We start from the raw sequence: 18795 nt of genomic DNA, 5'->3' as shown, positions 1-18795 counted from the left end.
GCGCGCTCGTTTCCAAGCTGTTAACGCCTGCTGGGGCAGGGTCGCGCGCACTGTATTCAGGGAGCGCATACATGACACTCGGCAGCAAGGTTTCAGCGCTTCGCCGCGCAAAGGCGTTGCCGCCGGTCAGCACGGGCGCGCAGGAACGGCGCCTGCATATGCAGGCGCACAACTACTGGGCGACGTTGCCACGCGCGGGCAGCGTGCCGCGTTGGAACGATTTCGATCCGATGCTGATCGAAGATCGCTGCACACAGAGCTTCGTCATCGATCTTGATGAACGCGAAGGCCCGCACCTCCGCCTCATCGGTGAGGCGCTGCAAGCCGAAGGCGGCGTCGATACCGACGTCATCGGCCTCGCCGACGCGCCGCCGGGCTCGCTCCTCATGCGCATCAGCAGCTACCTGCCCGAACTCCTCAGCCGCGCCGTGCCGCTGTCGGTCGAGGCCCCTTATGAAACCGCCACAGGCCACCCCGGCATCTACCGTGCGCTGCTGATGCCGTTCACCACCAACGGCGGCGTGATCGACGTCGTGTTCGGCGTCGTAAGCTGGCGCGAAACCGCACGTGAAAGCGAACGCCCGGCCGCAGCGCGCATCGTTCCCATCAGAGGCTGAAACGCCGTCCACGGTCAGCCCCTTTTCCAATTGTCAGTGGGAACGCACGCCCCCTATATTGGCGTGGTCCGCGGCGACAATGTTCGCTTCGCGGTAACCGGAGAGTGGATGTCTGAGCTTGTACGATAAGGCTCTCTGAACCTCAGAGAGCCTCGTGAATTCAAAGCCGCCGGGCGCAATGCGCTCGGGGTGTCTTTCACGCCTATCTTACGAGACTTCCATGAATATCTCACGAAATGAACAACGTGCGTTGCACGTTCTGGCCCTTGGCGGCTGCATTCTGCACGAGCGCGGCGACGGCCCCAAAATCACGTCGGTGACATGCGTCACACGGGAAGGAATGCTCCTCGCCGACTTCGACCTCACCGTTTTCAACCAACTGCGGCGGAAAAGGCTGATCGAATCCCGATCGGGCAGCCCATATCGGATTTCCAAACGCGGCCGTACGTCCGTTCGCGCGCAACTCGACAATCAAGGGGCATGACATGCTGATCCGCAATGAAACGACGGCTGACATCCCAGCGATCAGCCGGCTTGTCACGGAAGCCATGCTGCTGCTGCCGCAATCCACCGGAACAGAGGCACGCATCGTTGAGATGCTGCGCGCGGAGCACGCACTTGCCCTCTCCCTTGTGGCCGAGGAGCAGGGCGAGGTGATTGGGTATCTGGCCGCCTCGGCGGCGTGGATCGGGACGCAGGGCGGCTGGGGCCTGATCGGCCCGCTTGCAGTTTTGCCGTCAAGGCACCGCCAAGGTATCGGCACGGCGCTGATGGCAGAAGCCGTCCGCCGGCTACGAACGACGAGCCGGGGCGCGGCGCTGGTGGGCGACCCCGCCTATTATGGCCGGTTCGGCTTCCGATCCTTCCCCGGCCTCAGCGTCGCCGGCTGTCCTCCGGAGGTGGTTCAGGCCTTGCCCTTCGACGACATTGAGCCGCGCGGGGAGCTGCTGCACCATCCGGCGTTCGGCCTAGAGTGATTTCGCAGGTGGAATCACCTGCCGGCTCGGAAATAACGGCAAACAAAAGATCATTTGGAGTCGTTCCGGTTCAATCTGAACCGGAACGACTCCAGACCAACAGGCGTGACAAAGGTCGGGCAACGTATCGTCGAAAGGCACAGTCCGACCACAAACGAAAAGGGCCGGCGCGAATACGCGCCGGCCCCTCCTGCGTTCGATCCTCCCCGAATCGATTGCGGCTGCTTCGTTAGAGCAGTTCGATATTGCCTGCAGCCACCTTGCCGCGACGGTCGCGCGCCAGCTCGAAGCTGACCCGCTGGCCTTCGGCGAGGCTGGTGAGACCGGCGCGCTCGAGCGCACTGATGTGCACGAACGCGTCCTGCTTGCCGTCGCCGCGCGAAATGAAGCCGAAGCCCTTCATCGTGTTGAAGAACTTGACCGTCCCTTCGATGCGCTCGCCGGGCGTGAAGTCGTCGTCCATGGCACCCGCCGACGGACCGCGGTCGCGGGCCGGACGTTCGGGGCGATCGGGACGCTCGGGCGCCTCGCCATCGACCACGAGATCGGCAGCCGAGAGGCGTCCGCCACGGTCGAAGATCGAGAACGTGACCGGCTGGCCTTCATCAAGCGTCGTGCGACCGGCGCGTTCGACCGCACTGATGTGCACGAACACGTCTTCGCCGCTGTCGCGAGCGATGAAGCCGAAGCCCTTCGTCGCGTTGAACCACTTGACGGTGCCCGAAGCCGTGCCGAGCGACGTGCCGGGGTCACGGCTAGCGCCGCCACCACCGAAGCCGCCGCCACCGCCGCCGCCGCGGAAACCACCGCCACCGCCACCGCCGCCACCGCCGAAGCGATCACCGCCGCCGAAGCCGCCACCGCCGCCACCGCCGCCACCGAAGCGGTCACCACCGCCGAAGCTGCGACCGGAGTCGTAAAAATCGTCGCCACCGCCGAACGAATCGCGTCCTCCGCCGCGGCGGTCATAGCCACGGTCCCCACCGCGCTTGCGGCCATCAAAACCCATGTCGTGATATCCAGTCTGAATAACGTCGGCAGCCGGGCGCCTGCCGCCACAGCACTGTCGTTCTCGGCCCAATTCTATTCGCGGCGGTCGACAGCCTGCTGATCCCAAAACAAAATCCGTGCGCCCACGGACATTCATGACGAACGTCCACACCAGTCTGAAACTGACATGAACTTCGCCAGCCTACAGGAGATTCGCAAAACCTGCGAGCAAAAAAGACGTGTTCTCAATTCTTTCCGGCACGTGCGAGTGCAGCCTGCACTTCGGCGTGCCGCGCGGCGCTGAGCGGCAGCCGAACGAGCACGAAAGCGGCGGGAAGCAGGATCACCGGCGGCAGCACGATCCAGAAGCCCTCGACCCACAGCAGCGACCCCGGCGCGCTCGCCGCAGCCGCTTCGGCGCTGAACCCGACAAGTGCGAGAATCGGAAACAATATCCCCACCGGCAGCGCGTAGCCGAGCTTCATCGCCGTCGTCAGCACGGCATTCAGCAGCCCGATCCGGTCCGCGCCGCTCGCCAGCCGCTCCTCGTCGCCGACATCGGCAAGCATCGCGCGGAGCAGGAAGCCGGGCGCGGCATAGGGCGTTCCGGCGAGCCCGATGGCAAGATACGAAAGCCACGCCTGCGCGGGATCGAAAACGAGAAACGCCGCGACGTGCAGCGCCGCGCCGCTCACGCACGCAGCGGCGGCGGCGCGCTGTTTGCCGAAGCGCACGGCAAGGCGCAGCCACAGCGGTAGCGCAAGGAGGCCGCTGCCGAAATAGATCAGCAGCATCACCGCCGCCCCGGCCTGCGTGAAGCCGAGCAGGCGGACGAACACGAACTCGAAGAGCGCGCCCGTCACGCCCGGCGCGAGGTTCACCAGCACGTCGGCGAGAAGCAGCATCGCCAGTGCCCGGTTCGAAAACAGCCGGCGGATATCCGCCCACGTGATGCGCGGGTGTTCCGCCTGCGCCGCGCCCTCGCGCGCGCCGACGATCGCACCGATCACCGTGAGCGGAATGATGGCGAGGATGAATGCGCCCATCAGGTGCACCGGCTTCGGCGCGTCCGCGCCCATCATCTGCCCGAGCACGGCGGGGAGCACGAGCACGGTGATCAGCCCCACCAGATGCCCGCCGATCCACCAGCCGTAGACGCGCGAACGTTCATGATAATCGCCGGAAAGCGTCGCGCCCCACGCGATATGCGACACGTTCAGCATCGAATGGCCAGTGAACAGCAGCATCAACCAGCCGAACAGATACCACACGGTAATGCCCGGCACGGCGAAGAACACCGCGACCGTGGCGACAAGGAGCGTCAACCCGCCCGCCACCAGCCACGGCCGGAACCGGCCCCAGCGGCTGCGCGTGCCGTCCATGAAATGCCCGAGCAGCGGATCGAGCGGCATGTCGAGCATCCGCACGAGGAAGAAAACGAAACCCACCGCGGCAAGATCGAGCCCCAGCGTGCCCGCGTAGTAAGGCGGCAGATAGATGACGAGCGGCAGCCCGAGCGCGGCGACGGGAAGGCCGGGGCCCGCATAGGCGGCAAGCGTGCGCGTCGGAAGCCGGGTCACGGGGCGGGAGCTTATCGGCAGCGCCGCCGCCGCCTCACTAGCGATGCTGGGAGGATCGCTCCGGGCTTCGACGAACCGCACGCCCTGTTCGACGGGCGTATAGCAAGTCCCGGCGGCGCAGCGTATGAACCCAGCCATGCTCGCTTTTCCCGAAAGGACTTCATCGATGATGCGCAGCCTTGCGTCGGCTTTCGCCATTGCACTTTCGCTTGCTCTCGCCGCCCCCGTCTCGGCCCAAACGGCGCCGGCGGCCTCCGCCGCGGTCCAGAACCCCGCACATCAGGCGCTCTGGCAGCTTTTCCAGGATTCGGACGAGGCGAACCTCAAGCGCAATCCGATCAATGCCCTGTTTCGCGGGGACATGCGCTACGCGGACCAGCTCGGCGACTACATTACCGATGCTTACTACAATGCAGAGCGTGCCGCCGGCGAAAGCGACCTCGCGCGCCTGAAGGCGATCGACCGCAGCGCGCTCGATGCCACCGACCGCATCGCCTACGATGTCTTCAAGTGGCAGACCGAAGAGACGCTCAAGGGCCTCACCCCCGAAATCCTCGCGCTCACCGTCGTGCGCCCGGTCAATCACTTCAGCGGCTTCCACACCTTCTACCCGTCGTTCGCATCGGCCACCGGCGGCGCGCCCTTCGCGACGCTCGCCGACTACGAGAACAACCTGAAGCGCCATCAGGACTACGTCACGCTGCTCGATCGCTCGGTCGGCCGGTTCCGTGAAGGCATGGCGTCAGGCGTCGTCGAAACGAAGCTCACGATCAACAACGTCATCGAGCAGCTCGCGACCCAGCTCGCGCAGGCGCCCGAGGACTCGCCCTTCTACAGCCCGGTCACCAAGTTCCCCGAAGGCATCTCCGCCGCGGATCAGGCACGCCTCAAGGCCGAATACCGCGCGATGATCACGGACAAGATTTATCCGACATATCAGCGGCTGCACGATTTCCTGAAAGCCGAGTACCTCCCGGCGGCCCGAGAGCAGGTCGGCCTCTCCGCCATGAAGGGCGGGCCCGTACTCTACGCGCAGCTTATCGAAAACACGACGACGCTGCCGCTGAAGGCCGCAGACATTCACGCCATCGGCCTTGCCGAAGTGAAGCGCATCAAGACCGGGATGGAGAAAGTGAAGGCCGAGGTCGGCTTCAAGGGCACGCTGCCTGAATTCTTCGATTATCTGCGCAACGATCCGCAGTTCAAGCCGCAGTCGCGCGAGTGGCTCACCCAGAAATATTTCGAGATCGGCAAAGCGTTGGACGCCAAGGTGCCGGCGTATTTCTCCACGGTGCCGAAGTCCCCGCTCGATATCCGCCCCTACGAGCCGTTCCGCGAAAAGCAGCAGGCCGGTGGTTCCTATCAGCAGGGCACACCCGACGGCACACGCCCCGGCATCTTCTATTTCAACGCCTATGATCTGCCCTCGCGCACCACGCCGGGCATGACGACGCTCTACCTCCACGAAGGCGCCCCCGGGCATCATTTCCAGATCAGCCTCGCGCAGGAAAATGCCGCCCTGCCGAGCTTCATGCGTTTCGGCGGCAATACCGCCTACATCGAAGGCTGGGCGCTCTACGCCGAAACGCTCGGCTACCCGATGGGCTTCTTCGATGATCCCTACCAGCGCTTCGGCACGCTCTCCGACGAGATGCTGCGCGCGATGCGGCTCGTCGTCGACACCGGACTTCATTCGAAGGGTTGGACCCGCGATCAGGCGATCGAATACATGCTCGCCAACAGCGACATGGGCCGCACCGACGCCACGGCGGAGGTCGAGCGCTACATCGCCATCCCCAGCCAGGCGCTCGCCTACAAGGTCGGCGCGATGAAGATCCAGGAACTCCGCGCCCGCGCCGAAAAGGCGCTTGGGCCGAAGTTCGACATCCGCGATTTCCACGCGCAAGTGCTGATGACCGGCGCCCTGCCGCTCGCGGTTCTCGAAAAGAAGATCGACGACTGGATTGCGTCGAAGAAATAAGTGCCCGAACGCGCCGTCATTCCGGCCTGGGCCGGAATGACGGCTATCGGCCCGCCGGCCTGCACATTATAGGCTCGGCCCATGGTGAAGCTTTCCTGCCTCTGCGGCCAGATCCACATCGCGACCGAAAAACGGCCGGACTACATCCACGAATGCAACTGCACGCTGTGCAGCAAATCGGGCGCGCGCTGGGCCTATTGTCATCCGTCGGAGGTCAGCGTCGAAGGCGTGACGAACACCTACTCCCGGCAAGACAAGGATGACCCGGCCGCGGAAATCCATTTCTGCCCCACATGCGGCGCGACAACGCATTTCACCCTGACTCCGGGCGCCGTGGCAAAGTTCGGAAACAGCATGATGGGCGTCAACATGTGGCTGGCGGACGAGAAGGACCTCGCCGGAATCGAACTGCGTTATCCGGACGGGCGCAGTTGGTCGGGCGCGGGCGATTTCAGCTACGTGCGCGAGGCACGCATTCTCGGCTAGATCTCGACCTGGCTGCCCAGCTCCACCACGCGGTTCGTCGGCAGCTTGAAGAACTCCATCGCCGTCGCCGCGTTGCGCAGCATCCAGGCGAACAGTTTTTCGCGCCAGATCGCCATGCCGGGTTTCGGCGCCGCAATCAGCGTCTGGCGGGAAAGGAAGAAGCTCGTCTGCATCATGTCGAACTTCGGCCCGCAGGCGTTGACTGGTGAAAGCGCTTTCGGAATATCGGTTTCCTGCATGAAGCCGTAGCGCAGCTTCATGCGGTAGAAGCCCTGCCCCAGATCCTGCGTCTCCACGACGTCGCACGTCTCGACGTAGGGAATATCCTCGATCGCCACGGTGAGCACGATCACGCGTTCATGCAGCACCTTGTTGTGCTTCATGTTGTGGAGGAGCGCGTGCGGCACGCCGGTCGGTTCGGACGACATGAAGATCGCCGTGCCCGGCACGCGCGTGGCGCTGCCCGCCGCCGATTTCACGAAGATCTCCATCGGCATCGCGGCTTCCTGCATACGGCGGCGCATCAGCAGGCGGCCCTTCGACCATGTCGTGAGCATGGTGAAGGCAACGATGCCGACGGCGAGCGGGAACCAGCCGCCATCGGGAACCTTGGTAAGGTTCGCCGCGAAATAGGCGCCGTCCACGAGGAAGAAGATGCCGAGCAGCGGAATGGCCACCCACGGCTTCCACTTCCAAAGCGAGAACAGCACGACGCCGAGCAGGCAGGTATCGATGAACATCGCGCCCGTCACCGCGATGCCGTAGGCGGCGGCGAGGCTGCTCGAATTCTGGAACATCAGCACCAGCAGGATCACCGCCGCCATCAGCAGCCAGTTGATGACCGGGATATAGATCTGCCCCTGCGTGGAGGCACTGGTGTGCTTGATGGTGAGGCGCGGCATGAAGCCGAGCTGGATCGCCTGATGCGTCACCGAGAAGGCGCCGGAGATCACCGCCTGGCTCGCGATGAACGTCGCCATCGTGGCGAGAATGACGAGCGGCAGACGCAGCCCCTCGGGCGCGAGAAGGAAGAACGGGTTGCGGATCGCTTCCTGCGCCTCGGCGGCGGGCAGGCTGATGATCATCGCGGCCTGCCCCATGTAGTTGATGAGCAGCGCGGGCATCACGAACCAGAACCACGAGATCCGCAAGGGCCGCCGCCCGAAATGCCCCATGTCGGCATAAAGCGCTTCCGCACCCGTGACCGCGAGCACCACCGAGCCGAGCGCAAGGAATGCGAGCCAGCCGTCGATCATGAAGAACTGGATCGCGTACCACGGGTTGATCATCGCCAGGATGATCTCGGGATGGTGGACGATCTGGCTCGCGCCGAGCACCGCGATGGTGAGAAAATAGGTGAGCATGATCGGCCCGAACCATGCGCCCACCTTCGCCGTGCCGCGCGACTGAAGCATGAACAGGAACACCAGCAGACCGACCGCGATCGGCAGCACGAGCGGCTCCATTCCCGAGCGAACGACGGTAAGCCCCTCCACCGCCGACAGCACGGAGATCGCGGGCGTAATCATGCTGTCGCCGTAGAAGAGCGCCGTTGCGAACACGCCGAGCAGCACGATCAGCGGCGCGAGCCTGGAATGCTCGGTTCGCCGCGAGATGAGCGCGAGCAGCGCGAGGCTGCCGCCCTGCCCCTTGTTGTCCGCACGCATCAGGATGGTGACGTACTGGATGCTCACCACCAGCGTCATCGACCAGAAGATGAGGCTGATGACGCCGTAGACGTGTAGCGTATCGAGCGCGAGCGGATGATGCCCCACGAACGTCTCGCGAAAGGCGTAGAGCGGCGAGGTGCCGATGTCGCCGAACACGATGCCGATGGCGGCGACCGCGAGCTTCGCGATCCCGTCATGGCGATCGGATGTCGCCGCGTGCGGGTTGTGGGGTCCGGTCATGGACGGGGGTGTGGGATCGGCGCCGCGATCAGCGGCTCTGAACCCTTTTATCCTTGTACTGCTGGGCCATGCGACTCATGCCTCAAGCTGCATTGTTTCTCACCGAAACGGCGGCGGCGACTAGCATAGCGTGCCGCACTGCACAACAGGCGTGCCAACCCGCTCACTCACCCACGATCTTGCGGATGCTCACCTGCGTCACCAGCCGCTGCACGCCGGGCAGCGCCGCCAGCAGCTCGCGGTGCACGCGCTCGAAGCTGTCGCCTTCCTTCACCAGGATTTTCAGCATGTAGTCCGAATCGCCGGTGATAAGGTGTCCCTCGGCAATTTCGGCCGCGCGTGCCACGGCGGTTTCGAAAGCGGAGAGCGTTTCCTTGCGCTGGTCGGTGAGCGTGACGGCGACATAGACGGCGGAGGGATTGCCCCGCGCTTCGGGCGACAGCACGGCGCGGTAGCCGCGGATGTACCCCGACTCTTCCAGAAGCTTCACCCGCCGGTGTGCCGCGGACGCCGAAAGCCCGACCCGGCTGCCGAGCTGCTCGCTGGTCAATCCCGAGTCGATTGCAAGCTGGGCGATAATCTTGCGGTCTATCTGATCAAGATCGGACAATTTCCTGAAATCTCCAACAATGTTCGAATATTCTCTACACGATTCCCCTTCCGTCTGACAACTTCACAAACTTTTCCGACGCGATTTCCGTTAAATTCCCTCCATTCCATAAGGACGAGGGAGAACAGGTCATGCGCGTCGGGGTGCCCAAGGAAATCAAGGTTCACGAATATCGTGTCGGCATGACGCCGGCCTCGGTCGCCGAGCTCACGCAGGCGGGCCACGAGGTTTTCGTCGAAACGGGCGCGGGCAGCGGCATCGATTTCGGCGACGACGCCTATACGGCGGTCGGCGCGAAAATCCTCGCGACGCCGCAGGAAGTCTTCGCCGCGTCCGACATGATCGTGAAGGTGAAGGAGCCGCAACTCCACGAGATCGCATGGCTGGAACCGCGCCACACGCTGTTCACCTACCTGCACCTCGCCGCCGACAAGCCGCAGGCCGAAGCGCTGATGAAGTCCGGCGCGACGTGCATCGCCTATGAGACGGTCACGAACGCGCAGGGCCGCCTGCCGCTCCTCCAGCCGATGTCAGAGGTCGCGGGCCGCATGGCCGTGCAGGTCGGCGCGCACTATCTCGAAAAGGAACAGGGCGGCCGCGGCATCCTGCTCGGCGGCGTGCCCGGCGTGGCGCCCGCCAAGGTCTCGATCCTCGGCGGCGGCGTCTCCGGCTTCAACGCCGCGCAGATGGCGGTCGGCCTCGGCGCAGACGTGACGATCTACGACGTCTCGTCCACCCGCCTTGCCGAGCTCGACGCGCTGTTCCAGAATCGCATCAAGACCGTCTACGCGAGCGGCGCTGCCGTCGCACGCGCGGCGGAGAACTCGCACCTCATCATCGGCTGCGTGCTGATCCCGGGCGCAGCAGCACCGAAGCTCGTAACGCGCGAGATGCTGAAGACGATGAAGCGCGGATCGGTGCTCGTCGACGTCGCCATCGATCAAGGCGGCTGCTTCGAGACCTCGCACGCGACGACGCACAGCGACCCGGTCTACACGGTCGAGGGCGTCATCCACTACTGCGTCGCCAACATGCCCGGCGCCGTGGCGCGTACGTCGACCTTCGCGCTCAACAATGCGACGCTGCCGTTCATCGTGAAGCTGGCGAAGCTGGGCGCCGAGGGCGCGATGCGCGCCGACCCGCACCTCCGCAATGGCCTCAACGTCGCGGGCGGTTTCATCACTTACAAGGCGGTCGCCGACGATCTCGACCTCGCCTACCGCGCCTGGGAGTAAAGCGTTTCACCTGAGCGATGCCAAAAAAGAAGGGCCGGAGGCGATGCCTCCGGCCCAACTGTTTTCGGACCGACAGTCGTTAGAAGCGGAACGCGAGGCCCGCCAGAACCTGATCGGCCGCATAGCCGCCGTCCATGTCGCGGTGGCGGTATTCGGTGCGGATGCTCGCCGACTCGTTGATGCCGTACTCGAGACCACCGCCATAGAGCAGGCCGTCCGACCAGCCCTTGTCGCTGGCCGAATCGACACCCTGGATCGTCGAGACCAACGAAACGCGAGTCTTCTCGGCACCGTAGCCGACGCGGCCGTAAACGAGCAGGTTCGGCGTTGCGAGGAAGCCCGCGCGCGCGCTCACGTCGTAGTTCCACTTGGGGTCGACCTCTGCGGTCAGGCCGGCGATCGGCGTACCGCGCAGCGTCTTGCCGCCAAAGCCGAGACCGGCTTCGACACCAACGAGAACGTTCTGACCGATGCCGTAATCGTAGCCGGCGAACACACCGTAATCGATGCCGCTGCGGTTCTTGTCGAAATCATCAACGCCCGGCAGGCCGAACTCAAGATCGACCGACCTTTTGCCCCAGCCGATCTGGCCGCCGACGAACGCGCCGCCGATCGTACCTGCGTCCTGAGCAAGCGCGGACGCCGGGAGGAGGGCAGTCGCGAGCGCGGCAAGGATAAGCTTTTTCATAAACACACCTCTACAAAATTGCACTGCCCGCGACGGGAGAGCCTCGCGGACGGCGGGAGAGGTGGGAGCGAATTAAGGCCGCGAAAAGGCATGGCGGCACGGCTTCGGCGAACGACTGTCGAAAACAGGACAAACGACATACGGGCTTCGACGAACGACGTTCAGCGCCCGTTAAACCGTAATATCGGGTGGAAAAGCGCCCGCTAAAGCGCCTCTTCGGGGATCGCAAACAGTGCCTCCGCGCCGCGCGTAATCGGCCCGAGCAATGCCGCCGCCTGCGGCAGGAACTGTTCGGCGAAGAAACGCGCCGTCACGATCTTCGCATTCAGGAACGCCGGGTCACCCTCGCCCGCCGCAAGACGCTGCGCTGCGGTCGCCGCCTGCTTGGCGAGCAGCCAGCCGCCGATGGTAAGGCCGAACATGCGCAGGTACGGTGTCGCGCCTGCCGCATTGTCGTCGGCACCGCCCGCCGCGCCGCCTTCGGCGAGCCACGTCGTCGCGCTCTCAAGCGCCGCGAGCGCGTCTTCGAGATAGGGCGCCAGCCCGGCCGTTTCGCCCGTGAGCAGCGCGAAATCCGCGCGCATGTCCGCGAACAGGCTCTTCCAGCGGCCCTGCGGCAGCTTGCGGCCGACGAGGTCCATCGCCTGGATGCCGTTCGTTCCCTCGTAGATCGGCGCGATGCGCGCGTCGCGGTAGTGCTGCGCCGCGCCCGTCTCCTCGATGAAACCCATGCCGCCGAAAATCTGCACGCCGAGGCTCGCGACCTCGACGCCGACATCGGTCGAGAACGCCTTCGTCACCGGCGTCAGCAGGTCGGCAAGCGCCTGCGCCTCGCGCCCGGCGCGTTCGTCAGTTTCAGCGTGCGCGCGGTCGACGGCGGCGGCGTTCAGATAGGTGAGCGCCCGCGCCGCTTCGGTGAGGCCGCGCATCGTCATGAGCATCCGCCGCACATCGGCGAATTCGATGATGCGGCGCACCTGTACGCGTTCCTTCGCGTAGGCGAGCGCGTGCTGATACGCACGCTCGGCGATGGAAACGCCCTGCAAGCCCACATTGATGCGGGCGTGGTTCATCATCGTGAACATCGCGCGCATCCCGGCGTTCTCGCCGCCGATGATGTAGCCGACGCAATCGTCGTTATCGCCGTAGCTCATCGTACAGGTCGGCGAGGAATGGATGCCGAGCTTATGCTCGATCGAAACGCAGCGCAGGTCGTTGCGCGCGCCCAGAGAGCCGTCCGCGTTCACCAGGAACTTGGGCACGACGAACAGCGAGATGCCCTTGGTGCCCTTGGGCGAGCCGGGCGTGCGCGCGAGGACGAGGTGGATGATGTTTTCGGCCACGTCGTGCTCGCCCCACGTGATGAAGATCTTGGAGCCCTTGATGCGCCACGTGCCGTCTTCCGCGGGCGTCGCGGTGGTGCGAAGCGCGCCGACGTCCGTTCCCGCCTGCGGCTCGGTGAGGTTCATCGTGCCGGTCCATTCGCCCGAGATGATCTTGGTCAGGTATGTCTGCTTCTGGTCCTCGGAGCCGTGCGCCGTCAGCGCCTCGATCGCGCCCTGCGACAGCATCGGGCACAGCGACAGCGCCATGTTGGCGCTCGTCAGCTGCTCCTGCACGGCGGTCGCCAGCACGAACGGCAGGCCCTGCCCGCCCCACGCCGGATCGGCGCCGAGCGTCATCCAGCCGCCTTCGACATAGGCTGCATAGGCCTCACGAACGCCTGCGGGCAGCGTCACCACGCCGTTCGCGAGCTTCGCGGCCTCGGTGTCGCCGATGCGGTTGAGCGGCGCGAAAACGCCTGCGGAGAGCTTCCCCGCCTCCTCGAGGATGGCATCCACCAGATCCGCGGTCGCCGCCTCGAAATGTTGTAGCTGCGCGAGGCCGGGCAGATCGGCGATGGTTTCGAGGACGAAGCGCTGCTCGGTGATCGGGGCGGTGTAGGTCATGGGCGGCCATCTATCGCTTGTGAGAGGAAACGGCGCGGGTATAGCGGGGGGCTGTGAGCGGGCAACCTGATCTTTTGAGCACTGAAACCGTGCCCCCGGACACGGCAGGCGTCTCGCTTGCCGCCGCGCTGCTACGCACCGGCTCGGTCGTCGCGGTCCCGACCGAAACCGTCTACGGCCTCGCCGCCGACGCAACGAACCCAAACGCCGTCGTCCGCATCTACGCCGCCAAGGGCCGCCCGTCCTTCAACCCCCTCATCGCCCACGTCAGCGGCGCTGAAATGGCAGCAGCGCATGTCGAACTATCCCCGCTCGCCCACCGCCTCATCGACGCGTTCTGGCCGGGGCCACTGACGCTTGTCCTGCCGCGCAAACCCGAAAGCCCCGTCGCCGCCATCGTCACCGCCGGACTCCCGACACTCGCTGTCCGCTGCCCCGATCATCCCGTCCCGCAAGCGCTGATCGCGGCGCTCGACCGCCCACTCGCCGCCCCTTCAGCCAACGCCTCCGGGCAGATCAGCGCAACGCGCGCAGAACACGTCCTGAAAACCCTGGGCGGCCGCATTCCGCTCATCATCGACGGCGGCCCCTGCAAGGGCGGCATCGAATCGACAATCGTCGCGGTGGATGGAGACCGCCTGCGCTTGCTGCGCCCCGGCGGCATCCCGCGCGAGGCGCTGGAGGCGTTCGCCCCTGTTTCGTTGGGGGGTAGCGGTATCGAGGCACCGGGCATGATGGAAAGCCATTACGCTCCCTCGAAGCCGCTCAGGCTGGACGCGAAAACTGCAGCTGACGACGAGTTCCTGATCGGCTTCGGTCCCGTCACGGGCGACATCAGCCTGTCCCCGGCGGGCAATCCCGTCGAAGCTGCCGCCCGCCTATTCGACTGCCTGCACGCCGCCGACGCGAGCGGTGCGGGCGCCATCGCCGTCGCCCCCGTCCCCCATGAAGGCCTCGGCGCCGCGATCAACGACAGGCTCCGCCGCGCCGCTGCGCCGCGCTGATTCTCCTTGCGCCCAGAATGTGTTATGCAGCCCCGCCGCGCATGACGCGGCGCTTCAGGGGAGGGTATGGCATGTTCGATCTCAAGAAGCTTACAGCGGAACTCTTCGGCACCTTCTGGCTCGTTCTCGGCGGCTGCGGCAGCGCGGTGCTCGCCGCCGCGTTTCCCGATGTCGGCATCGGTCTTGCCGGGGTCAGTCTCGCGTTCGGCCTCACCGTGCTCACGATGGCCTTTGCTTTGGGCCCGATCTCGGGCGGGCACTTCAACCCCGCCGTCACGCTGGGTCTCGCCGCGGGCGGGCGCTTCGCGTGGAAGGACGCGCCGGGCTACATCGTCGCGCAGGTCGTCGGCGCCATCCTCGCCGCGCTCGTGCTCTACACGATCGCGAGCGGCAAGGCCGGTTACGCGGGCGGCCTTGCCTCGAACGGCTTTGGCGAACATTCGCCAGGCGGCTATTCGATGACCTCGGCGCTGTGGACCGAGATCGTGATGACCTTCGGCTTCCTGATCGTCATCCTTGGCGCCACGGCGAAGCGCGCTTCGCCCGGCTTCGCGCCGATCGCGATCGGGCTTGCGCTCACGCTCATCCACCTCATCAGCATCCCGGTGACGAACACGTCGGTGAACCCGGCGCGCTCGACGGGGCCGGCGCTCATCGAGGGGGGCATTGCGCTTCAACAGCTCTGGTTCTTCTGGGTTTACCCGATCGTGGGCGGACTCATCGCGGGCTTCGTGTACAAGTTCATGTGGGACGAGTGATACGGTGCGGGAGGGGAGTTGCGGCTTCCCTCCCGATTGTTGGAAAGCCATTGACAGATTCCTTATTGCGAATGATTATCAATCTTATCGCAACAAGGATCGGACCATGGCGACGATTGCCGAAATAGCCGAATACCGTGGCGGGCCGTGGCTGAACCTGCCGCCTGACAGCCAGACGATCCTGTGGGCGCTGCGGCGGCTCGTGATCGGCTGGCCGCGCCCGCCCTGCCTTCACGCCGCGCTGATCGAGGCCTACGGCGACAACGCGTGCGGCATCGAACACCTGCTGCGCTGCCTGCTGACGGGCATCGCCATGCACGGCACACAGCGGCTGGAGATCGGCGCGCCCTGCTGCGTGGCGCTGCTGCCGCACGAGGCCGAGCTGCTGGAAGCCATCGGGCTCGACGGCGCCGAAGCCGATCCCTCCGCGCTCGTCCGACTTTGCGACAATCCCGCGGCAGCCCAGCTTTCGGTGCTCGCCGCAGGCATCAGCGCAGCGGTGGCAGACGCGCATGTCGGCGCTGCGCATTAGAAGAGTTTCCGTTCGCGCGGGTCTGATTTATGTTCCGCTCAAATCAGCGGAAGAGGGACCGCATGACCGAACATTTCGACATGATCGTCGTGGGCGCCGGCATCTCGGGCATCGGCGCCGGCGTGCACCTGAAAAAGCACTGCCCGGATCGCAGCTATATGATCCTGGAAGGCCGCCCGAACATCGGCGGCACGTGGGACCTGTTCCGCTATCCCGGCATCCGGTCCGACAGCGACATGTATACGCTCGGCTTCAACTTCAAACCGTGGACGGACCAGAAGGCGATCGCCGACGGTGATTCCATCCTGCGCTATCTCGATGAGACCGCGCGCGAATACGGCCTCTACGAGAAGATCCGCTTCGGCCACCATGTCGAGGCCGCGGCATGGGATTCGCACACCGCACGCTGGACGGTGACGGCGCGCTCCGACGGCAAGCCCGTGCAGTTCACGTGCAATTTCCTCTACATGTGCTCGGGCTACTACCGCTACGAGGCCGGCTACACGCCGCAGTTCGAGGGCGCGGAGCGCTTCCGGGGCCGCATCATCCACCCGCAGCACTGGCCGCAGGACCTCGATTATGCGGGGAAGCGCGTCGTCGTGATCGGTTCGGGCGCGACCGCCGTCACGCTCGTCCCCGAAATGGCGAAGACGGCGCATGTCACCATGCTACAGCGCTCGCCGACCTACATGATCTCCCGGCCCGCCGAAGACCGCTTCGCGAACTGGCTGCGGCGCTGGCTGCCGCCGATGGCCGCCTACAACATCGTGCGCTGGCGCAACGTCGCGATGCAGCAGTGGCTCTTCCGGCTGGCGCGGAGCAAACCCGAAAAGCTGAAGAAACGCCTGCTCGGCGGCGTCCGCGACTTGCTCGGCCCCGGCTATGACGTGAAGACGCACTTCACGCCGACGTACAACCCGTGGGAGCAGCGGCTCTGCCTCGTTCCCGACGACGACCTGTTCGATGCGATCCGCGAAGGCCGCGCCGAGGTCGCGACCGACCACATCGACCGCTTCACCGAAACCGGCATTCTCCTGAAATCTGGCAAGACGCTGGACGCGGATATCGTCGTCACCGCAACCGGCCTCGATCTCCTCTTCATGGCCGGGATCGACGTGACGCTCGACGGCCGCAAGGTCGATTTCCCGAAGACGTACGGCTACAAGGGCATCATGTTCTCGGGCGTGCCGAACCTCGCGGTGGCGTTCGGCTATACCAACGCTTCGTGGACGCTGAAGGCGGACCTCACCAGCGAATATCTGTGCCGCGTGCTCAATCACATGAAAGAGACCGGCACCGATACGGTCACGCCAACGCTCGTCGACCCGAACATGGAAGCCGAGCCGTGGATCGACTTCTCCTCGGGGTATTTCCAGCGCGGGCTTCACCAGTTCCCGAAGCAGGGCAAGACGGTGCCGTGGCGGCTCAACCAGAACTATGCCGGCGACGTGAAGATGTTCCGCCACGCGCCGGTCGACGACGGCGTGCTGCGCTTCAGCAAGGCGGCGGATGCGTCGGCGCAGCGCGAGCCGCAAGCGATCGCGGCCGAGTAGAACCTACCGCCCGGCAAACAGCTGCCGGCCGGCAAGATCGAGCAGGATTTCCTCCGATCCGCCACCGATCGCGTTGACGCGCACCTCGCGGTAGATGCGTTCGACCTTGGAGCCCTTGAGGTAGCTGGCGCCGCCCAGCACCTGCGCGGCATCGCGGGCGACAGCCTCCAGCATCCGTGTTGCCTGCACCTTCAGCATCGCGAAATCGGCAGGCTCTGTTTTGCCTTCGCGCACCTGCCACGCGCACTGATCCACCCACGCCTGCGTCGCATTCACCTGCCGCGCCATGTCGGCGAGCTTGATACGGATCGACTGGTGCCCGACGAGCGGCTTTCCGAACGTCTCGCGCTCGCGTGCCCATGCCGCGGCTTCCTCGAGACAGACGCGCGCGTAGGCGCAGCAGCCGTGCGCCATGCCGAGCCGCTCGCTGTTGAAATTGCGCATGATGCCCATGAAGCCCGCATTTTCGGGGCCGATCAGGTTTTCGGGCGGCACCTCGACATTGTCGAAATGAAGCGCGGCGGTATCCGAACAGTGCCAGCCCATCTTTTCGAGCGGCGTGCGTGTGAAGCCCGGCATGTCCGCCTCGATCAGCATCAGCGAGATGCCGCCCATGCCCGCGCCGCCGGTGCGCACCGCGACCGTTATATAATCTGCGCGCATCCCGCTGGTGATGAACATCTTGCCGCCGTTCACGACATATGTGTTCCCCACCCGTTCGGCACGCGTACGGAGGCTTGCGACATCCGAGCCGCCGGACGCCTCGGTGATGCCGAGCGCGATGATCTTCTCGCCCGCGAGCACCGCAGGCACGACGCGGCGTTTCATCTCCTCGCTGCCCATGGCGAGGATCGGCGGCAGGCCGATGCCGTGCGTCATCAGGCTGGCAGTGAGCCCGCCCGCGCCCGGCCGCGCCAGTTCATCGGACTGGGTGAGGTTGTGGAACACGTCGAAGCCCGCGGTGTGACCCCCATATTCCTCGGGATAGCCGAGCCCCAGGATGCCCGCTTCCGCGGCCTTGCGGTGGAGCGCGCGGGGGATAGCGCGCGCCTCCTCCCACGCATCGACATGAGGCGCGATCTCGCGCTCCACGAATCGGCGCACGCTTGCCGCCACCGCCTCGTGCGTTTCGTTGTAGAACGGCGAGCGTGCCCGCCAGTCGTCGAAAAGCGTCATGCACGCGATGCTCGGCCCCTGCGGCCGTGCGGGTCAACCTCGGCTTTTAAGGCGGTCTGCGTATTTTTCCCGGAATTTCCGGACCTTGGGGCCGACGACAAAGTTGCAGTAGGGCGTCGTGTCGCCGGTCCGTGCGTAATATTCCTGGTGATAGTCCTCGGCCGGATACCATGGGCCCGTCTCGATGGTCGTCACCACCGGGTCCGGCCACAGCGCCCCGGCCTTCACGATCGCCGCCGCCGCCGCCGCCCGCTGCGCATCATCCTGCGGGAAGATCGCCGAGCGGTACTGCGTGCCGACGTCGTTGCCCTGCCGATTGAGCGCCGTCGGGTCATGAACGTGGAAGAAGATGTCGAGCAGCTCTTCGTAGCTGACGACCGCCGGATCGAAGTGGATCAGGATCGCTTCGGCATGGCCGGTGTCGCCGCCGCAGATTTCCTTGTAGGTCGGGTTCGTCGTATGTCCGCCGATATAGCCGGATTCGACTGCCGCAACCCCCTGAAGATCGTCATAAATCGCTTCCACACACCAGAAGCATCCGCCTGCGAGGATCGCGGTTTCCATGGGCATGTTGCACTCGCTCCGTTCGATTTCGCTGTGCTTCCGACCGCCGCTGCGGCGGCATGTCGCAAGCCGGCGCTCTGGCGGTTAACCACCAACATTATGTATATTCGCGGCAACAGAATACAAATTCTTGCGGATTGAACCCGCGCCAGGGCCAGGCCGGACTTGTAAATGCAGGATTAATC

18 protein-coding genes are annotated in these 18795 nt (G+C 65.1%); 10 read left to right on the top strand and 8 right to left on the bottom strand.

What is annotated here, in order from left to right; all coding sequences use genetic code 11:
• Positions 1-71: 71 nt before the first annotated feature.
• From ACFQ00_RS08165 to ACFQ00_RS08155, 3 genes are all read left to right on the top strand, one after another.
• Entirely contained in the window at positions 72-617 is a 546-nt protein-coding gene (locus ACFQ00_RS08165; protein ID WP_381488833.1) for a PAS domain-containing protein, read from the top strand.
• A 220-nt stretch (positions 618-837) separates the two neighbouring features.
• Positions 838-1101, top strand: coding sequence for a YjhX family toxin (locus ACFQ00_RS08160; RefSeq protein ID WP_381488831.1), 264 nt, complete (start codon positions 838-840; stop codon positions 1099-1101).
• Between the two features lies 1 nt (position 1102).
• Positions 1103-1594, top strand: a complete 492-nt coding sequence (locus ACFQ00_RS08155; protein ID WP_381488828.1) for a GNAT family N-acetyltransferase — start codon at positions 1103-1105, stop codon at positions 1592-1594.
• Between the two features lie 229 nt (positions 1595-1823).
• Here ACFQ00_RS08155 and ACFQ00_RS08150 read toward each other — a convergent pair whose 3' ends face one another.
• Together ACFQ00_RS08150 and ACFQ00_RS08145 are read right to left on the bottom strand one after the other, a co-directional pair.
• Positions 1824-2603 carry a cold-shock protein gene (locus ACFQ00_RS08150; protein WP_381488826.1) on the bottom strand — a complete coding sequence of 260 codons (780 nt, stop codon included), beginning with the start codon at positions 2601-2603 and terminating at the stop codon, positions 1824-1826.
• Between the two features lie 226 nt (positions 2604-2829).
• Positions 2830-4362 carry an MFS transporter gene (locus ACFQ00_RS08145; protein WP_381488823.1) on the bottom strand — a complete coding sequence of 511 codons (1533 nt, stop codon included), beginning with the start codon at positions 4360-4362 and terminating at the stop codon, positions 2830-2832.
• On the opposite strand from ACFQ00_RS08145, the gene ACFQ00_RS08140 reads away from it, so the two are divergent.
• Both ACFQ00_RS08140 and ACFQ00_RS08135 read left to right on the top strand, forming a co-directional pair.
• Positions 4331-6145 carry a DUF885 domain-containing protein gene (locus ACFQ00_RS08140; RefSeq protein ID WP_381488820.1) on the top strand — a complete coding sequence of 605 codons (1815 nt, stop codon included), beginning with the start codon at positions 4331-4333 and terminating at the stop codon, positions 6143-6145. The genes ACFQ00_RS08145 and ACFQ00_RS08140 overlap by 32 nt on opposite strands.
• 81 nt (positions 6146-6226) lie before the next feature.
• The gene (locus ACFQ00_RS08135) at positions 6227-6631 is read left to right on the top strand and encodes a GFA family protein (protein WP_381488817.1); all 405 of its coding nucleotides are present in this window, start codon (positions 6227-6229) and stop codon (positions 6629-6631) included.
• Here ACFQ00_RS08135 and ACFQ00_RS08130 read toward each other — a convergent pair.
• Together ACFQ00_RS08130 and ACFQ00_RS08125 are read right to left on the bottom strand one after the other, a co-directional pair.
• Positions 6628-8541: a potassium transporter Kup gene (locus ACFQ00_RS08130; RefSeq protein ID WP_381488814.1), complete on the bottom strand. Its 1914-nt coding sequence runs from the start codon at positions 8539-8541 to the stop codon at positions 6628-6630. The genes ACFQ00_RS08135 and ACFQ00_RS08130 overlap by 4 nt on opposite strands.
• A gap of 163 nt (positions 8542-8704) precedes the next feature.
• Positions 8705-9151 carry an Lrp/AsnC family transcriptional regulator gene (locus tag ACFQ00_RS08125; protein WP_381488812.1) on the bottom strand — a complete coding sequence of 149 codons (447 nt, stop codon included), beginning with the start codon at positions 9149-9151 and terminating at the stop codon, positions 8705-8707.
• 131 nt (positions 9152-9282) lie between these two features.
• Between ACFQ00_RS08125 and ald the strand changes: the two genes are divergently transcribed.
• A complete protein-coding gene (ald, locus tag ACFQ00_RS08120; protein WP_381488810.1) occupies positions 9283-10386 on the top strand; it encodes an alanine dehydrogenase in 1104 nt (367 codons plus the stop codon).
• A 79-nt stretch (positions 10387-10465) separates the two neighbouring features.
• On the opposite strand, the gene ACFQ00_RS08115 is transcribed toward ald, so the two are convergent.
• Together ACFQ00_RS08115 and ACFQ00_RS08110 are read right to left on the bottom strand one after the other, a co-directional pair.
• Positions 10466-11074, bottom strand: coding sequence for an outer membrane protein (locus tag ACFQ00_RS08115; RefSeq protein WP_381488807.1), 609 nt, complete (start codon positions 11072-11074; stop codon positions 10466-10468).
• Positions 11075-11277: 203 nt separating this feature from the next.
• Entirely contained in the window at positions 11278-13023 is a 1746-nt protein-coding gene (locus ACFQ00_RS08110) for an acyl-CoA dehydrogenase (RefSeq protein ID WP_381488804.1), read from the bottom strand.
• Positions 13024-13097: 74 nt separating this feature from the next.
• Here ACFQ00_RS08110 and ACFQ00_RS08105 point away from each other — a divergent pair, with 74 nt between their 5' ends.
• From ACFQ00_RS08105 to ACFQ00_RS08090, 4 genes are all read left to right on the top strand, one after another.
• Positions 13098-14027, top strand: coding sequence for an L-threonylcarbamoyladenylate synthase (locus tag ACFQ00_RS08105; protein WP_381488801.1), 930 nt, complete (start codon positions 13098-13100; stop codon positions 14025-14027).
• Positions 14028-14098: 71 nt separating this feature from the next.
• Complete coding sequence (gene aqpZ, locus ACFQ00_RS08100; protein ID WP_381488798.1) at positions 14099-14785, top strand: aquaporin Z; 687 nt, start codon at positions 14099-14101, stop codon at positions 14783-14785.
• Between the two features lie 106 nt (positions 14786-14891).
• Positions 14892-15317, top strand: a complete 426-nt coding sequence (locus ACFQ00_RS08095; RefSeq protein WP_381488795.1) for a hypothetical protein — start codon at positions 14892-14894, stop codon at positions 15315-15317.
• 62 nt (positions 15318-15379) lie between these two features.
• Entirely contained in the window at positions 15380-16870 is a 1491-nt protein-coding gene (locus ACFQ00_RS08090) for a flavin-containing monooxygenase (protein WP_381488792.1), read from the top strand.
• 3 nt (positions 16871-16873) lie between these two features.
• Here ACFQ00_RS08090 and ACFQ00_RS08085 read toward each other — a convergent pair whose 3' ends face one another.
• Together ACFQ00_RS08085 and msrA are read right to left on the bottom strand one after the other, a co-directional pair.
• The gene (locus tag ACFQ00_RS08085) at positions 16874-18046 is read right to left on the bottom strand and encodes an acyl-CoA dehydrogenase family protein (protein WP_381488789.1); all 1173 of its coding nucleotides are present in this window, start codon (positions 18044-18046) and stop codon (positions 16874-16876) included.
• A gap of 33 nt (positions 18047-18079) precedes the next feature.
• Positions 18080-18616 (bottom strand): peptide-methionine (S)-S-oxide reductase MsrA, encoded by a 537-nt coding sequence (msrA, locus tag ACFQ00_RS08080; protein WP_381488786.1) that lies wholly within the window; start codon positions 18614-18616, stop codon positions 18080-18082.
• Between the last annotated feature and the right edge of the window lie 179 nt (positions 18617-18795).

This window comes from Sphingosinicella xenopeptidilytica (assembly GCF_042676985.1).
In the GTDB taxonomy this organism is placed as follows: Bacteria; Pseudomonadota; Alphaproteobacteria; order Sphingomonadales; family Sphingomonadaceae; genus Sphingosinicella; species Sphingosinicella xenopeptidilytica.
Note: the sequence above shows the minus strand (reverse complement) of the source record. Positions and strands in the feature narration are given on the sequence as shown.

Excerpts from the sequence above, each read along its gene's own strand:
- msrA (WP_381488786.1), bottom strand. The coding sequence starts at position 18,616 with ATGCCCATGGAAACCGCGATCCTCGCAGGCGGATGCTTCTGGTGTGTG.
- ACFQ00_RS08140 (WP_381488820.1), top strand. The coding sequence starts at position 4,331 with ATGATGCGCAGCCTTGCGTCGGCTTTCGCCATTGCACTTTCGCTTGCT.
- ACFQ00_RS08110 (WP_381488804.1), bottom strand. The coding sequence starts at position 13,023 with ATGACCTACACCGCCCCGATCACCGAGCAGCGCTTCGTCCTCGAAACC.
- ACFQ00_RS08095 (WP_381488795.1), top strand. The coding sequence starts at position 14,892 with ATGGCGACGATTGCCGAAATAGCCGAATACCGTGGCGGGCCGTGGCTG.
- ACFQ00_RS08115 (WP_381488807.1), bottom strand. The coding sequence starts at position 11,074 with ATGAAAAAGCTTATCCTTGCCGCGCTCGCGACTGCCCTCCTCCCGGCG.
- aqpZ (WP_381488798.1), top strand. The coding sequence starts at position 14,099 with ATGTTCGATCTCAAGAAGCTTACAGCGGAACTCTTCGGCACCTTCTGG.
- ACFQ00_RS08150 (WP_381488826.1), bottom strand. The coding sequence starts at position 2,603 with ATGGGTTTTGATGGCCGCAAGCGCGGTGGGGACCGTGGCTATGACCGC.
- ACFQ00_RS08090 (WP_381488792.1), top strand. The coding sequence starts at position 15,380 with ATGACCGAACATTTCGACATGATCGTCGTGGGCGCCGGCATCTCGGGC.
- ald (WP_381488810.1), top strand. The coding sequence starts at position 9,283 with ATGCGCGTCGGGGTGCCCAAGGAAATCAAGGTTCACGAATATCGTGTC.
- ACFQ00_RS08155 (WP_381488828.1), top strand. The coding sequence starts at position 1,103 with ATGCTGATCCGCAATGAAACGACGGCTGACATCCCAGCGATCAGCCGG.
- ACFQ00_RS08085 (WP_381488789.1), bottom strand. The coding sequence starts at position 18,046 with ATGACGCTTTTCGACGACTGGCGGGCACGCTCGCCGTTCTACAACGAA.
- ACFQ00_RS08130 (WP_381488814.1), bottom strand. The coding sequence starts at position 8,541 with ATGACCGGACCCCACAACCCGCACGCGGCGACATCCGATCGCCATGAC.
- ACFQ00_RS08135 (WP_381488817.1), top strand. The coding sequence starts at position 6,227 with ATGGTGAAGCTTTCCTGCCTCTGCGGCCAGATCCACATCGCGACCGAA.
- ACFQ00_RS08145 (WP_381488823.1), bottom strand. The coding sequence starts at position 4,362 with ATGGCGAAAGCCGACGCAAGGCTGCGCATCATCGATGAAGTCCTTTCG.
- ACFQ00_RS08165 (WP_381488833.1), top strand. The coding sequence starts at position 72 with ATGACACTCGGCAGCAAGGTTTCAGCGCTTCGCCGCGCAAAGGCGTTG.
- ACFQ00_RS08160 (WP_381488831.1), top strand. The coding sequence starts at position 838 with ATGAATATCTCACGAAATGAACAACGTGCGTTGCACGTTCTGGCCCTT.